The organism is Sphingobium sp. B8D3B, from assembly GCF_025961875.1.
Taxonomy (GTDB): domain Bacteria; phylum Pseudomonadota; class Alphaproteobacteria; order Sphingomonadales; family Sphingomonadaceae; genus Sphingobium.
Window position 1 is genome coordinate 1,314,228 of record NZ_JAOQON010000001.1, and the last position, 15,306, is coordinate 1,329,533.

Consider the following 15,306-nt stretch of genomic DNA (forward strand, 5'->3'; position numbering starts at 1 on the left):
CCTTTGTTTGTTCGGTTTTTGAGCTGGCTCATCATGCTTCTCCCACACCGCCTGAAAGGCGAACATTCCGAGTAGATAATGAGGCGACCGCTCGAGCAGAGAAATACTGATCGGTTAACGGATTATCAACGAATTCCTCATATTTTATTGCTGTATTTCAGATACTTAATCCGGCCAACCAATTTGCCGGGTTCCCGAAGTTCCCAACCGTTAACCGCAGATTTACCACGCTATGGCGGACGGTGCGGTCGCTTCATCGCAACGCACCACCGTTCCCGCGCAGTGCAAAATTATTTGGGTCGTGGCCGATATACCCCGTGTCCCGAAAATGGACGGGAAGGGACTGGCGAGAAGAGGGGATGTGGCGGCCTGCCGCACCGACAAGCCCCGATTCGAGACCGGCTAGGCGAGGCGGCCGCCCCACCCAATCGGGCAGCGCGGCGCGTCATCTCGCTATGGGTGTCGGTACAACGTGGGAGGCGCGGGCGCCTGCCGGAAAGCGGGATCAGTAAGCCCGCGCGATGGCGAATTCGACGGCTTCGACCAGCGCAGACTTGGCGGCACCCTTGCCGTACATGCCGATGGCGTCGATGGCGCGCTGGCCATAATGGCGCGCCCGCGCCATGGTGTCGTCGATCGCGCCGGTTTCGCGCAGCAAATGCTGGGCATGGGCGAGATCGGCATTGTCGCCATGGAGGCCGGACATCGCTTCTTTCCAGAATTTGCGATCCGCCTCACTGCCGCGCGCATAAGCCAGGATCACCGGCAGCGTGATCTTGCCATCGCGGAAGTCATCGCCGGTGTCCTTGCCCATCGTCGCGCCGTCCGAGACATAGTCGATCGCATCGTCGACGAGCTGGAAGGCAATGCCGAGATTGCGACCATAGGCGTCGAGCGCCAGCTCCTCCGCCTCCGGGCGCTCAGCGACGACGGCGGCGATGCGGCAGGCCGCTGCGAAAAGGGCTGCGGTCTTGGCGCCGATGATGTCGAGATACTGGTCCTCGTCGGTCTCGACCCGACGCTGGGCGGTCAGCTGATTGACCTCCCCCTCGGCGATCACCGCAGATGCGTTGGAGAGGATCTTGAGAACCTTGAGGCTGCCATCCTCAACCATCAGCTCGAAGGAGCGGCTGAACAGGAAATCGCCGACGAGAACCGAGGCGTTGTTGCCCCAGATCATGTTCGCAGTCTGCTTGCCGCGGCGCATGGCGCTGCCATCCACGACATCGTCGTGCAGCAGCGTTGCGGTGTGGATGAACTCCACTGTTGCGGCCAGCTTGTGATGCCGCGTGCCCGCATAATCGAGCAGCCGCGCACAGGCGAGCGTGAGCATGGGCCGCAGCCGCTTGCCACCGCCGGCGATGAGATGCCCGGCCAGCTCCGGGATCAAGGGAATGCGCGATTGCATTCGCGCGAGGATGACTTCGTTGACGCGGTTCATATCCTCCGCAACGAGGCTCAGCATCGGCTGGAGGGATGGCGCGCCCTGGCGGGGCAGGTGGTGGATCGTGGCGCTCATGCGCGGTGCTCTGACCAGATGACCGCGCTTTGGCAAGCAAATTGGCTTGCCTTGTGCGCCCGGAGCGGCAAGTGATGCGCCGTTGCGGGCGCTGCCCGGCCCCTCATCAGCCTGGTTCGCCCCAGCGAGATCAGGCCACAGGAACAATGCCCCAGAGGCTCAGGGAGACGACCCGGAATGGACGAAACGCTCAGGCGCTACCGCGAAAGCATCGACAATATCGACGCAGCGCTGGTCTTCATGCTGGCAGAGCGCTTCAAGATCACCAAGGCGGTCGGTGAGCACAAGGCTCAGTCCGCCCTGCCCCCCGCTGACCCGGACCGCGAAGCCCGGCAGATCGCCCGCCTGCGCACATTGGCAGTCGACGCCAATCTCGACCCGGATTTCACCGAGAAGTTCCTGCGCTTCATCATCGATGAAGTGATCCGGCATCACGAGCAGATGCGCGCCGACGAGGCTGATGCCGCTGGCGCCTGAGGCGCCCGAGGGTAACGTCGCCAGATTGTTCCCGCTGCGTTAACCAGGTAACAACCTGCGCCGGGCCATGATGGGCCATGGGGCAAAGCCAGCGCCAAATCCTTTACGCCTTCATCCGCCATGCCGGCCTGCCGGTACTGGCGGGCCTGGGCTATTTCGTGATTTCCTACGCGACCATATCGCTCAAGACCACGAATGGCATGGTCGCGCCCGTCTGGATCGCCAACGCCTTTCTGCTGGCGCTCGTGCTCGCCCGGCCCGCGCGGCAGGCCCCTGCCCTCATCATGGCGGGCATGGTCGCCAACGTGCTGTCTGGCCTGCCGGCTGGCAATAACCTCCAGACGGCTATGGTCTACGGCCTCGCCAATGGGCTGGAAATCACCGTCGCGGCGGCCGGTCTCAAGCTGCACAGGAATGGCGCCCACGCCTTTTCGGACCCGGAGGCTCTCCCTCATGTCCTGATCTGGGCCGGGCTGGTCGGCCCGGCTTGCGGCGCTTTTCTCGGCGGGCTCGGCGCCTGGGCCAACAATGCCCATCCGCTCAGCGAAGCCTATGCGCGCTGGTTCCTGGCGGATGCTCTGGGCCTGTTGATCTTCACGCCGGTCTTCCTTGCCATGTTCAACGGCGAGATGAAGCGCAGCCTCGCCAGCCAGACCCGGCAACGCAGGCTGGAAGTCGCGGCGCTGCTCGCCCTCACCGCCGGCGCGGCTGGCGTCGCCTTCTTCTCGACGGAATCATCGCATCTGCTGCTCGTCGTTCCGCCCATGCTGCTCGTTCTACTGCGCAGCGGGTGGATGGCGACGAAGATCGCCCTCGCCATCGTCACCGTCATCGGCGGCGCAGCGATGATGGGCGGCTATGGCCCGCCGGTGATGCACAGCCATCATGCGGCCCATCACCTCTACGGCATCCAGATGTTCATCGCCCTGCTCATCGTCGTGCAGGTGCCGATCTCGGCCATGCTCGCCAGCCGCCAGGCGACGATCGAGCGAATGCGTCAGAACGAACAGTCGCTGAACCTGCTCGCCTCAGCCTCTCCGGTGCTGCTGCTGGCCTTCAACCTCGAAGGCGTCTGCACACGGGTCGTGGGCACGCGCGAACTGCTGCTCGACCGCCCGTTCGATGCGCTTGTCGGTGCAGGGCTCTCCGACATTTCGGAGGAAGGCCAGTATGACCTGACCCGCGCGCATAGCGCTGCGCTTGAGGATGTGAGCACCAGCCAGATCGCCGAGTTCCGTACCCTCAAGCTGCGGGACGCCTGGATGGAAGCCACATTCCGCGCCCATTTCGACGAAAGCGGCCGGTGCATCGGGACGATCGCGACCGTGCAGGACATCACGCAGCGCAAGAAGCAGGAGCTGTGGCTCTCCCGCACCGCCACGACGGACAGCCTCACCGGTCTTCTCAACCGCGCCGGCTTCCATCAGCGGCTGGAGCAGGCGCTGGTGAAGGCGACACCGGGCACCCTCAGCCTGGCCGTGATCGACATCGACCGGTTCAAGCTGATCAACGACAATAGTGGGCACCAGATGGGGGATACCGTGCTGCGGGAAATCGCATGTCGCATCTCGAGCCAGGTCCGGGCGAGCGACGCGGTCGGGCGCATGGGTGGCGACGAGTTTGTGGTGCTCCTCGCCACCTCGAATTGGGATCGTGTGCAGGAAATCTGCGGCCGGATCGTCTCCGCGGTCAGCAGCGAGCCCATTGCCCTGCCCTCGGGCAACAGCCTGCGGGCTGCGATCAGCTGCGGCGTCGTGCGCTACCGGCAGGGACAAAGTGCCGAGGATTTCATCCATGAGGCGGACATCGCGCTCTACCAGGCCAAGCGCGGCGGTCGCAATCGGGTGGTCGCTGCCTGATCCGCAAGGTCGGCCGCGAACTGGCGACATTTTGTGACATTTGCGTCTGCCCGCGACAAAGTCTCGCGACAAGTCCCCGCTATATCATGGTCATGGCGCTACCCCCCGGCGCCGGCAGACCAGGAATTCAAGTCTATGAAACGTCTCACCGCAATCGCGCTCTCCAGCGTCGGCCTGCTGTCCATCGGGACCATGGCAATCGCTCAATCGGCACCGCAGCCGCCGCAACGCGGCGAAGCCCGTCCCCCGATGGATCGCGCGTCTCTTGAAAAGCGCCTCGCGACCATGTTCGATGCCGCCGACACCAATCGGGACGGCGTGCTCTCGGTTGAGGAGCGCAAGGCCCATCAGGCGCAGGATCGCGACACGATGCGCGATGCGATGTTCGCCCGCCTCGACGCCAATAAGGACGGCTCAATCTCGAAAGCCGAATTTACGGAAGCTGGTGCGATGGCCGGCGGCCATCAGCGACGCGGCCATGAAGGCAAACGGCGTGGCCATGGCGGCCCCGGCATGGGCGGCGGCATGATGATGATGGGAGGCGAGCTTGCTGCCTATCGTGACAAGCCGATCCCCCGCGCCACCTTCATCCAGGCAGGCCTTGCTGGCTTTGACCGAATGGACACCAACCGTGACGGCAAGATTTCGCCCGAGGAACGGCAGGCCGGCCGGAAAGCCATGATGGAGCGCCGCAATACCGACCAACGGCCCGCGCCAATGCCCCCGGTGCGCTGAGCCCCTTGGCCGATCCGGCGGAGACAACTCCCCATGCCGCCGGATCGGCCATCCCACTTTCCCTCGGTCGCCTGCCCCTTTCAGGCGGCTGAGGGATGGACCTCAAGACCCAAGCAGGGCAGAGAATTGCATCCCACCGATTTTGCGAAAGCGCTTTGATGTCCGCACGGCCCCATCTCCTCCTCGTCGACGATGAAGCGGCCATTCGCGAGCCGCTGGGGCAATATCTCCAGCGCGCCGGCTTTCGCGTCTCCGATGCAGGGAACGCGGCCGACGCGCGCAAGATCCTCGCCGGCAGCGCCATCGAACTGGTGGTGCTGGATATCATGATGCCGGGTGAGGATGGCCTCAGCCTTTGCCGCTCGATCCGCGAACAGGGCGAATTGCCCGTGATCCTGCTCACCGCCCGCACCGAAGAGACCGACCGCATCGTCGGGCTGGAAATGGGCGCGGACGATTATGTGCTCAAGCCCTTCTCGCCGCGTGAGCTTGTGGCGCGGATCAAGACAATCCTGCGCCGCGCCGGCAACGGCACCGCCCGCGAACCGCAGGCAAGCGCATCCCTCTATCGCTTCGAGGGCTGGACGCTCAGCGCCGACGACTGGACGCTGACCGGCCCGGACGAAGTCGCCATCCCGCTCAGCACGGCCGATTACCGGCTGCTCCATGCCTTCGTCACGCATCCGCGCCAGGTGCTCAGCCGCGACCAGCTGCTCGACCTGACACAAGGCCGGGAGGCTCACGCCTTCGACCGCTCCATCGACAACCAGATCAGCCGCCTGCGTCGCAAGCTGGAAGATGACGCCCGCTCGCCGACACTCATCAAGACCGTGTGGGGCGGCGGCTACATGTTCGCTGCCGATGTGGCGCGCGAATGACCCTCAGCCTGCGCACCTTCACCGGCTGGCTGCGGCCGAGAACGCTGGCGGGGCAGACGATCCTGGTCGTGGCCGCCTCCTTGTTTGCCGTGCAGCTCATCGGGTTCAGCTTCTATTACATGATGCAGCGCAATCAGTGGGTGACGATTGCCGCCGCCCCGGGCGTCATCCGCATCCTTGAGGCGCTCGATCAGCGAGACGCACCCTCCCCTTGGCATCGCGCGCGGGCGGCCCGCGGCATCGTCGTCACCGGCGCGCCGCCCCGCCGCGAAGGCGCCGACTCGCCGCGTGTGGCCGTGCGTGCCAACGAGCTGTTTCGCTCGGCCGGGCTGGTGCCGCTCGCGGTTCGGGTCGCCATTGCGGAAGCCCGGCCCGGCGCGGACGGGCGCGAGCGGGCGCGCGATCTTCTCCAGCCGCCCAACCGGCGCGCGCCACGGCTGCAGGTGCAACTGAGTGTGCAACTCCGGCCCGACCGCTGGATCACCGTCTACACCCGCGCCGCACCGGTGGCCCAGCCAATCCTGCGTCAGATCGTGATGCAGTCGCTGTTCCTCTATGGCATCGTGCTGATGCCGCTCGTCTGGTTCACCCGACGCCTCGCCCGCCCGCTCCACGCGCTCACCCAGGCCACCGCCCGGGTCGGCACGCCGGAGGGCGCCGCCCCAGTCATCGAGTCCGGCCCTGAGGATTTGCGACGCCTCGCCGCGTCCTTCAATGCCATGCAGGACCGCATCCGCTCCATGCTGGAAGAGAAGGACCATATGCTCGGCGCCATCGGCCATGATCTGCGCACGCCGCTGACGGCGCTGCGGGTGCGCGTAGAATCGGTCGCCGAGGGGGCGGATCGCGAGCGCATGGTCGCGACCATCGAAGACATGCAGAAGATGCTCGACGACATCCTCTCGCTGGCGCGTGTCGGCCGCGACCGTGAGCCGCCACAGCGCATGGACCTGGCGGCGCTGGCCGATGCGACCATCGACGATTTCGAGGATATGGGCGTGCCGGTGGAGCGCAGCGAGATGCCGCGCGCCATCGTCAACGTCCATCCCCGCGCCGTCCGCCGTGCGCTCACCAACCTGATCGAGAACGCCGTCAAATATGGCGCACGCGCGCACGTCTCGCTCCGGATCGAAGGCCAACGCGCCACGCTTTGCGTCGCCGATGAAGGCCCCGGCATCCCGGAGGACCGCATCGAGGACATGCTGCAGCCCTTTACCCGCATGGAAGCGTCGCGCAGCCGCGACACCGGCGGCACCGGCCTTGGCCTGGCCATCGTTCGCGCGGTCGCGTCGGCGGAATCGGGCCGACTGGAACTGCGCAATCGGCCTGAGGGTGGGCTAGTGGCGGAGCTGAGCTTTCCGCTGGCGTGAAGACCCGCTCTCGTTCGTTTATGCGTCGACCTCGGACACACGAGTGACCGACAAATGGTGGTCGACGACTGCCTGACGCCCCTGCCCTGGGCGCAGATTCCTGCCTGCTGGGAACATGTCCCAGAACAGGATGCAACAGGGAAGCCAAAGTTAACAAAATGGAAACGGCCTCCGAGGAGCGGTATGTTTGCATCAGCGACGTTTGAGTCGTGGGAGGCAAATCGGCTTGGGGTATTGTCGGTTTGCGAGATGCAGAGGGCATTTCCATGGGTAAGTTTTTGACAGTGGCGCTGCTGGCATGCGGAACCTCATTTGCGGCTCTGCCTGCCAATGCAGCCGTCGTGGTCAGCGGGTTCACGCTCACCACCGGTACGTTTGGCGCGCAGACCGGCGTTCATTCGTCCGGTTCGCAGTCTGGCTCGACCTTGAACGGTTATGTCAATCAGGACGGATCGGGTGTCACGTTCAGCACGAGCACGGGCTCGATGAGCATCACCGGCAACGGAGAAGCCACCATCAATGGCGATCCGCTGCTTGAAGATCTGAGCGTCCTCTTCGCCAAGGGCTGGGACAATGTGACGTTCAATTTCGCCGGCGACACCGGGACGTTCAACCTGCTGGTCAATGGCTCGGCGCTGTTCTCGAGCCCCGCGTGCAACATCTGCACGATTGGCAATGGCAACAACCAGTTCACGCTGAGCGGCACGGGCATCACCAGCCTTGCTTTCACGTTCAATCCCGGCGTCACGAGCACGCGTCAGTTCCGCGTGGAAGGCGTCAGCCAGGCACCCGTGCCTGAACCCGCGACCTGGGCGATGATGATTGCCGGCCTTGGTTTGGCAGGGGCAGCGATGCGCCGTAAGAGTGCCAAAGTGCAGTTCGCCTGATCCCGCCGGGGAAGCTGCACAGCGGTTTCCCCGCGCTTCGGATAGCTGTTTGAAAGGGCGCCGTCCCCGGCGCCCTTTTTGTTTGACCGATCTGCCGATCGGTCGCGTCCCACTCTACCCATGATCGCAAACCGGGCGGAACCGTGTGGCGTGAAGCGCACCCTCACCTCATCAATGCTGGTCCATCAGCCCCGTCGTGCGGGCTGTAAGATCGGTCTTGCCCGGCGGGGTGTTGGAACTGCGCTTGGGAATCGAGTCCGCATTGATCACCGTCGCGCCTTGGGGCAGCGCGGTTCGGCCGAGGTCCAGCTTGCGCACTTCGGATTCCGCCATGGCGACACGCTGGTCGCGCACGAGGATGCGGCGGTCGATCCTGGCCTGCTCGGGGCTTTTGGGAGCCGGCGCCGCGGGCTGCGCGCCTGCGGCATTGGCGACCGCCCCCCCGGCGGGAGAGTCCTTGCTCCACGCCAGGATCACCGACATGCGCCGGTTGCGCGGATCGTAGCGGTTGTCCGCGACGAACGGCTCGCGATCCGCCACGCCTTCGATGCGCGCGAAGCGATCCGCTCCGATGCCGCCCTGTGCGAGCACGGCGCGAGTGGCTTCGGCGCGGGACGACGAAAGCAGCCAGTTATTCATGTTGCGCCCGGCGGCATAAGGCAGCGCATCGGTGTGACCGCGCACGATCACATCGTTCGGCACTTCGGACACCGCCTCGGCGACCTGCGAGAGCAACGCGCGGGCTTCCGGCACAAGCCTGTCCGTGCCGATGGCGAACATCGCGAAATCGGCTTCATCCACCAGATCGATGCGCAGGCCCTCCAGCGTCTCGGTAAAGCGCACATGCTTGCGCAGCTTGCGCAGCGCTTCGGTGCGCTCCAGCTTCTGCTCCAGCTCCTGCTTGAGCTTCTCGAACTTCTGGCGATCCTGGTTCTTAAGATCCTCGCCGCCGACATCCTTGGTGCCCGTGGCATCGCGCGGGATGGTGATGGCGAGATTGCCCTGCCCGCCCGTGGTCGGATAATTTTCTTTGCTGACGAGGCTGTCGCCGCCGAACAGGCCACTGGAGCCGGCGCTATCCATCTTCATCTGGACGAGTGTAGGCGTGAAATAGTCGGCCAGCCCCTTGCGCTGCTTCTCCGTTGTCGCGCCGAGCAGCCACATGAGCAGGAAGAAGGCCATCATCGCCGTCACGAAGTCGGCATAGGCAACCTTCCAGGCGCCGCCATGATGGCCGCCATGGCCGCCATCGATGATTTTCTTGACGATGATTGGCCTTGGTTCAGGCTCGTTCACCGGTTTCTTTGCGGCCGATGCCATGGCTTAGCCCTCAACGCCCGCGCATGCCGTCGAACACTTCGGCAAAGGCCGGCTGGTTCGCGTGGATGAGGTTGGATCGCGCGGCCTCGATGACCAGCGGCTGCGGGTGGCCGTGGAGCGAGGCGATGATGATCTGCTTGACGACATGATACATGGCGCCATCCGCCTCGATCACCTGCTTGGCGCGGCTGGCGAACGGGCCGACCATGCCATAAGCCAGCAACACGCCGAGGAAGGTACCGACGAGCGCCGAGCCGATCATGCCGCCCAGGATTTCCGGCGGCTTGTCGATCGAGCCCATGGTCTTGACCACGCCGAGCACGGCGGCGACGATGCCGAGCGCCGGTAGCGCGTCCGCCAGACCCTGGAGATTGTCGGCAGGACGAACCGCCTCATGGTGATGGGTCTTGAGCGCATTATCCATCACATCCTCGACCGCGTGCGGATCGAGCGTGCCGGATGAGACGACCACCAGCCGCAACGTATCGCAGATGAGGTGGATGAGCGCGCTGTCCGCCATCAGCCGGGGATATTCGGCGAAGATCGCGGAGGATTTGGGGTCTTCGATATGCGGTTCGAGCGCGACGGGGCCTTCGACCCGCAGCGTCTTCATCAGCTTGCTGACGAGGAAGATGCAGTCGAGATAATCCTGCTTCTTGAACTTGGGGCCTTTGAAGACGGTCATCACGCCGCCGGCCAGCGCCTTCAAATCCGCGCCGCTGTTGCCGATGATCAGCGCGCCTGCCGCGGCGCCGCCGATGATGAGCATTTCGTGCGGAAGCGCATGAAGCACCGGACCAATGGCGCCACCGGTGAGCATGAAGCCCCCGAAGACCATGACCAGCAGAACGACAAGACCGATACCAGCGAACATTCTGATCCCCGCATGTTCATAAAACGGGACCGCGCACAGCTGCTTTTGGTCCCTTCATCCCTTCCTAGAACGGCTCTGCTGAAACAGGGTTTAGCGACAGGGTTAGCGAAAGATGACGATTACGATTTTTCGAAATTACGGCCGGCGCGAACAAGAAAAACGGCCCGCAGCCAAAAGCCTGCGGACCGCCAGATTTGCCTCTCTTCGAACCGGATCAGAAAAGATCGAATAGCGACTTCTGATTGATCCGCGCAAACGCCAGTTGAGCGGCTTCCAGCGTCAGCAATTTGCTTTGCAGCTTCACGCTGGTCTCGGTGATGTCCGTATCTTCCAGCGCTGAGCGGCGCTCAGTCAGCGCCAGGTCGGAATTGGTGAGCCGGCCACCAATGTCTTCCAGCCGCTGCGAGCGAACGCCCTGCACGGACTGGGCGACAATGACATGATCGAGCGCGGTGCGGGCATCCTGCAGGGCAGCGGAGCGGTCTGCCTCCGTGCCGGTGCGCACCACATTGATGATGTCGGAGATCACCTGATCGATCGACCGGCTGCCCACCGCATTCTCCATGATGCTCGCGCGGGTCGGCACGGCTTCCACGTTCAGCCCCGCGCCAAGCGGAATCAGCACGGCGCTGGGATGATCGAAGACCGGCGTGCCCTGATAATCGGTCTGATTGAGGAGATCGTTGATCGTCGCGCGAATGCCTTCCAGTTCCTTGGCCACCGCCTCGCGCCCGGTCGATCCGTCGGCCGTCGAGGTGGACGTGACGATCAGCTCGGTCACGCGCGTCATGAGATTGTTGACCTCGTTGAGGTTGGTGCTCGCCTGCGTCGCGCGGGATTCGGCGAACGTCAGATTGCCTTTCCACGCCGCGTTGATCGACTGGCGCCGCCCCACCTGCGAGATCTGCACCCAGTCATGCGGATTGTCCGAGGGCTGGTTGATCTTCTTGGTCGTCGAAATCTTGGTCTGTTCCCCCGCAATATCCGCAGCGAGCCGCTGCTGGCGGGTAATCTCGGCAGTGATGGACTGCGTGGTGATGAAAACCATGATGGATTGCCCTTATTGCGTCAGAATGCGGAAATCAGTGTCTGGAACATTTCCCGCGCGACCTGGATCACGCGGGACGATGCCTGGTAGGCCTGCTGCAGCCGGATCAATTCGGCCGCTTCCCGGTCGAGATTGATGCCGGCCACATCGGCGCGCGCCTGCTGCGCCATGGTGTTGCGGCTCTCGGCCGCGGTCTGCTCTTTGGTCGTGCTGTTGGCGATGCTGCCATGGGTCGCAATGATGCCGGTCCATTCATCCTCGATGGACCCGCTGCCGCGCAGGGCGGTCATGGCCAGCAGATTGCCGTTCGCCGTGCCATCGGCGGAGAACCGCGCGACCAGAGCGGGCGAACTGACCAGCACCGAGAGCGAGCTGGCATCCGCCCCCATGCTCAGCAGTGTCTGGCCGGCGACACCGGGGGATGAATAGCCGCTGGTGTGCCAATCATTCATTTCGCTCACATAGCGGCTCGCGAGGTTGTTCAGCGCGTCGATCCTGTCCCGCACGACGCCGGCACTGGTGGCGATGCCGCCCAGCGCGCCGCCTGTCGGGGTGGCAATCGCCGTGCCGTCCGCCAGCCCGAAGCTCAAAATGCCATCGGCGGCCTGACTGACCGTCAGCGTCTTCACCTGATTATTCTCGACCAGCATGTCGCTGCCGTAACTGATGTTCGCGACGCCATTGGCGCCGAAGGTCACCGTCACGTTCAGCCGCTCGGCAATCTCGCTCAGGGCCTGGTCGCGCGAATCCAGCAGGCTGGCATGGCTGGCCGTCCCCTCAGGCACGCGGCGCAGGCCCTCATTGGCATTGCCGAGCTGGCGCAACGCATCGTTGAGCGAATCCACCTCATTGGTGGCCGTGTTGCCGATCGAACTGCGGATCGAGACCAGATCATTGTGGCTCTGCTGAAACGCTGCATTGATCTGCTCGAAGGAGAACAGCACGTCCGCCTGCAGCGTCGTGTCTGTGGGGTTGGACGCAAGCCGTTCCACTGCTGCGAACATGCCGGTGAAACGCTGGCCAACGCCCAGTTCGCCATCGTTGAGGGCGGTCTGGATGTCCGACATCCAGCGGGCGCGCTGATTGACGCTGCCCAGCGCATTGGTCGTCTGACGCGCTGCCGCTTCCAGATATTGGTCGGATGCGCGCACCACGCCGCCGATCTGCACGCCGTAGAAAGAGGCGCTCGATTTGTAGAGCAGCATCGGCGAATTGCCGGCGGCGGACTCGCTGAGCGCAATCGTCCGGCGGCTGTAGCCGGGCGTCTCCGCGTTGGCGATATTGTCGGCAATTGCTCCCATCGCCGCCTGATAGGCGCGCGTGCCGGAAGCGCCGATCTGGAGAAGATCGCTGCTCACGGTTTATGGTCAAGCTGCTGGAGGATCAGTTCGGCAATGCCGAGGCCGCCCTTGGTGGCGAGCCCCTCGGCCATATGCGCGTCCTGCATCTCGCGGAACTGGTCGAGCCCGCTGCCGCCGCCAATCTCTTCGCCCAGGCTCGCCTGCCGCATGGAGGAGAGGAGCTGGCGCGTGAACACGGCCTCGAACGCCTTGGCGGCCTTCTGCAATGCGGCGTGATCGTCGCTGGCTTTTAGCGAAGTCGGAGCCGTGGCCTGCGCCTGCGCGCCCTGCATGGCGGCGGCGAAGGCCGCCTGACCGGAGCCGATCCCTAAGAGCTGCGTCATATCACCTCCAGCTCCGCCCGCATGGCGCCGGCCTGCTTGAGCGCGCTCAGTATCTCGAGAAGGTCCGAGGGGGAGGCACCCACGGCATTCACCGCCTTGACTATATCGGCCAGAGACGCGCCACCTTTAAACAGGAACATCGGATTCTTTTCCTCATGGGCGGAGAGCTGGCTGGATTCCTCCACCGCCGTCACCCCGCGCGAGAGCGGCGCAGGCTGCACGATGCGCGGCGCTTCGGTCACGGTCACGGTCAGCTTGCCATGGCTCACCGCGGCCGGGGTGATCTGCACATTGCCGTTGATGACCACCGTGCCGCTGCGCGCGTTGACGATCACCTTGGCCGGCGGATCGGCGGGCTTGACCTGGATGTTCTCGATGAGGCCCATCATCATGACGCGGCTCTCGGCACCCGGCGGCGCATCGATGGCGATGGAAACGCCATCCACGGCACGGGCGCGCTGATCGCCGAACGCGAGGTTGATCGCGTCGGCCACTCGCAGCGCGGTCGTCACGTCCGCCTCCGCGAGGTTGAAATTGATCGTCGGGCTGGTCTCGAACCCGGTGGCCACGGCGCGCTCGACAGAGGCCCCCGAGGGGATGCGGCCGGCCGAGGGCACGTTCACGGAAAGCTGCGAGCCATCGGCGCCGGAGACGCCGAAGCCGCCGACGGCCATGTTGCCCTGCGCCATAGCGTAGATCTCACCATCGGCGCCGCGCATCGGGGTCAGCACCAGCGTGCCGCCGCGCAGAGATTTGGCCTTGCCGAGCGCGGAGACGGTCACGTCCAGCCGCTGGCCGGGCTTGGCGAAGGCAGGCAATTCCGCCGTCACGAGCACGGCTGCGGCGTTCTTCAGCGAGGGGTTGACGCCCGGCGGCAAAGTGAGGCCGAAGCGCGAGATCACGCCCTTCACGCCCTGCGTCGCATAATCGAGGCTGTCATCGCCCGTGCCGGCGAGGCCAACAACAACGCCATAGCCGACAAGCTGGTTGGACCGCAGCCCCTCGAAGGTGCCGATGTCCTTGATGCGCTGGGCATGGGCCGAGGTGGCGATCATGAGGCAGAGCCCGAACGCCAGCAGGGCGAGGGAGACGACCAGCCGACGGAGCAAGGAGGGATAAGGCCTGATCATGGCTGAAAGCTCCATCAGAACGGGCTGATCATGGAGAAGAAGCGCTGCAGCCAGCCCTGACGGCTGGCGCGGGCGATTTCTCCCTTGCCGGTGTAGGTGATCCGCGCATCGGCGACGCGCGTCGAGAGAATGCGGTTGTCGGGCCCGATGTCCGCTTGCCGGACAAGGCCGGAGATCTGGACATATTCGTCACCACGATTGAGCGTGAGGGCCTTCTGCCCGCGCACCAGCATCGTGCCATTGGGATAGACCCGCGCGATGGTGACGGTGATTTCGCCCGAGAGCGCGTTGGACTGCGCAGCATCGCCCTTGCCGGTGAAGCCTTGCGTGCCGCCCGAGGCGATGTCGCTACCGCTGAACAGCTTGCTGAACGGCCCGGTGCTGGGCGGTGTGAGGCCGATGCTGCCGGCGCGATTGGTGTTCGCGCTGGTGCTCTTGCTCGCCTGCGTCCGCTCGACGAGGAGGATGGTGATGACATCGCCCACGCTCGCGGCCCGCGCGCCATTGGTCAGCGCGGAATAGCCGGCCGAGGCCTGAAAGATGCCGCCATTGGGCCGCACCGGCACGGCGCTGCCAGCATCGCCCGGATAGGTGACCTGATAGGCCGGGTTTTCGAGCGGCTCCTGCTTCTTGCCGAACAGACCGGCAGAGGCCGGTGCGGCGAGGCTGGTCGCCGTGACGGCGAGGATCAGGATGGCGGAACGGCGATACTGCATGATCATGCTCAAAGCTGCTGATTGACGTACTGGAGCATCTCGTCGGTCGCCTTGATCATCTTGGAGGCGATCTCATAGGCGCGCTGGGTCTCGATCATCGTGACCAGCTCCTCGACGGTGTTGACGTTCGATTGTTCGAGCGCGCCCTGGCGGATGGTGCCGCGACCTTCGAGGCCCGCAGCGCCGACCTGAGGCGCGCCGGAGGCCGCCGTCTCCAGCAGCAGGTTGCCACCGACAGCCTGAAGGCCAGCGGGATTGACGAACCGCGCGGTTTCGATCGCGCCCAGCTCGACCGGTTCTTGCTGCCCGGCGACGGTCGCCGAGACGGTCCCGTCGTTGCCGATGGTGACGGCACTCACGCCCTCGGGAAGCTGGATCTGCGGCACCAGCGGCAGGCCATCCGGCGAGACCAGCAGGCCTTCCGCATTGGTCTTGAAATTGCCGGCCCGGGTATAGGCGATCGTGCCGTCGGGCTGCTGGAGCTGGAAGAAGCCGGCCCCCTCGATCGCGAGATCATAGGTGTTGCCGGTGGTGTTCATCGTGCCTTGGGTATCGATCCGCTCGGTGCCGGTGAGCTGCACGCCGGTGCCGAGGTTGAGGCCGATGGCGAGGCGGTTCTGGCTGTCTGCCTGCGTGCCCGCCGCAATCACCTGCTGATAGGCCAGCGTCTCGAAATTGGCGCGGTCGCGCTTGAAGCCGACCGTGTTCACGTTCGCCAGGTTGTTGGCGATGACGCGCATCTTGACGTCCTGTGCGTCAAGGCCGGTGCGGGCGACATGAAGTGCGCTGCTGGTCATTGGTCTGGTCCC

General features: G+C 64.7%; 15 protein-coding genes. 6 read left to right on the forward strand and 9 right to left on the reverse strand.

The window, feature by feature from the left end:
- Window positions 1–505: 505 nt before the first annotated feature.
- Window positions 506–1,519 (reverse strand): polyprenyl synthetase family protein, encoded by a 1,014-nt coding sequence (locus tag M2343_RS06115; protein WP_264575979.1) that lies wholly within the window; start codon window positions 1,517–1,519, stop codon window positions 506–508.
- A 177-nt stretch (window positions 1,520–1,696) separates the two neighbouring features.
- On the opposite strand from M2343_RS06115, the gene M2343_RS06120 reads away from it, so the two are divergent.
- The 6 genes from M2343_RS06120 to M2343_RS06145 all read left to right on the forward strand — a co-directional run bounded on the left by M2343_RS06120 (window position 1,697) and on the right by M2343_RS06145 (window position 7,725).
- Window positions 1,697–1,996 (forward strand): chorismate mutase, encoded by a 300-nt coding sequence (locus M2343_RS06120; RefSeq protein WP_264570091.1) that lies wholly within the window; start codon window positions 1,697–1,699, stop codon window positions 1,994–1,996.
- Window positions 1,997–2,073: 77 nt separating this feature from the next.
- Window positions 2,074–3,855 carry a diguanylate cyclase gene (locus M2343_RS06125; RefSeq protein ID WP_264575980.1) on the forward strand — a complete coding sequence of 594 codons (1,782 nt, stop codon included), beginning with the start codon at window positions 2,074–2,076 and terminating at the stop codon, window positions 3,853–3,855.
- A 135-nt stretch (window positions 3,856–3,990) separates the two neighbouring features.
- Window positions 3,991–4,590, forward strand: a complete 600-nt coding sequence (locus M2343_RS06130; RefSeq protein WP_264575981.1) for an EF-hand domain-containing protein — start codon at window positions 3,991–3,993, stop codon at window positions 4,588–4,590.
- A 158-nt stretch (window positions 4,591–4,748) separates the two neighbouring features.
- Window positions 4,749–5,468, forward strand: a complete 720-nt coding sequence (locus M2343_RS06135) for a response regulator (RefSeq protein ID WP_264575982.1) — start codon at window positions 4,749–4,751, stop codon at window positions 5,466–5,468.
- A complete protein-coding gene (locus tag M2343_RS06140) occupies window positions 5,465–6,838 on the forward strand; it encodes an ATP-binding protein (protein WP_264575983.1) in 1,374 nt (457 codons plus the stop codon). The genes M2343_RS06135 and M2343_RS06140 overlap by 4 nt, the downstream gene beginning before the upstream one ends.
- A 266-nt stretch (window positions 6,839–7,104) precedes the next feature.
- Entirely contained in the window at window positions 7,105–7,725 is a 621-nt protein-coding gene (locus M2343_RS06145) for a PEPxxWA-CTERM sorting domain-containing protein (RefSeq protein ID WP_264575984.1), read from the forward strand.
- 171 nt (window positions 7,726–7,896) lie between these two features.
- Here the strand turns inward: M2343_RS06145 and M2343_RS06150 are convergent, their stop codons facing one another.
- From M2343_RS06150 to flgG, 8 genes are all read right to left on the reverse strand, one after another.
- On the reverse strand, window positions 7,897–9,045 hold the full coding sequence (locus M2343_RS06150) for a flagellar motor protein MotB (RefSeq protein WP_264570085.1): 1,149 nt from the start codon (window positions 9,043–9,045) through the stop codon (window positions 7,897–7,899).
- 10 nt (window positions 9,046–9,055) lie between these two features.
- Entirely contained in the window at window positions 9,056–9,919 is an 864-nt protein-coding gene (gene motA, locus M2343_RS06155; RefSeq protein ID WP_181559413.1) for a flagellar motor stator protein MotA, read from the reverse strand.
- A gap of 214 nt (window positions 9,920–10,133) precedes the next feature.
- Window positions 10,134–10,967 (reverse strand): flagellin, encoded by an 834-nt coding sequence (locus M2343_RS06160; protein WP_181559412.1) that lies wholly within the window; start codon window positions 10,965–10,967, stop codon window positions 10,134–10,136.
- 20 nt (window positions 10,968–10,987) lie between these two features.
- Complete coding sequence (gene flgK / locus M2343_RS06165) at window positions 10,988–12,325, reverse strand: flagellar hook-associated protein FlgK (protein ID WP_264575985.1); 1,338 nt, start codon at window positions 12,323–12,325, stop codon at window positions 10,988–10,990.
- A complete protein-coding gene (locus M2343_RS06170; RefSeq protein ID WP_264575986.1) occupies window positions 12,322–12,651 on the reverse strand; it encodes a rod-binding protein in 330 nt (109 codons plus the stop codon). The genes flgK and M2343_RS06170 overlap by 4 nt, the downstream gene beginning before the upstream one ends.
- Complete coding sequence (locus M2343_RS06175) at window positions 12,648–13,706, reverse strand: flagellar basal body P-ring protein FlgI (protein WP_264574865.1); 1,059 nt, start codon at window positions 13,704–13,706, stop codon at window positions 12,648–12,650. The genes M2343_RS06170 and M2343_RS06175 overlap by 4 nt, the downstream gene beginning before the upstream one ends.
- An 89-nt stretch (window positions 13,707–13,795) precedes the next feature.
- Entirely contained in the window at window positions 13,796–14,503 is a 708-nt protein-coding gene (locus tag M2343_RS06180; protein WP_264575987.1) for a flagellar basal body L-ring protein FlgH, read from the reverse strand.
- 2 nt (window positions 14,504–14,505) lie between these two features.
- Complete coding sequence (gene flgG, locus M2343_RS06185) at window positions 14,506–15,294, reverse strand: flagellar basal-body rod protein FlgG (RefSeq protein WP_264575988.1); 789 nt, start codon at window positions 15,292–15,294, stop codon at window positions 14,506–14,508.
- Window positions 15,295–15,306: the final 12 nt, after the last annotated feature.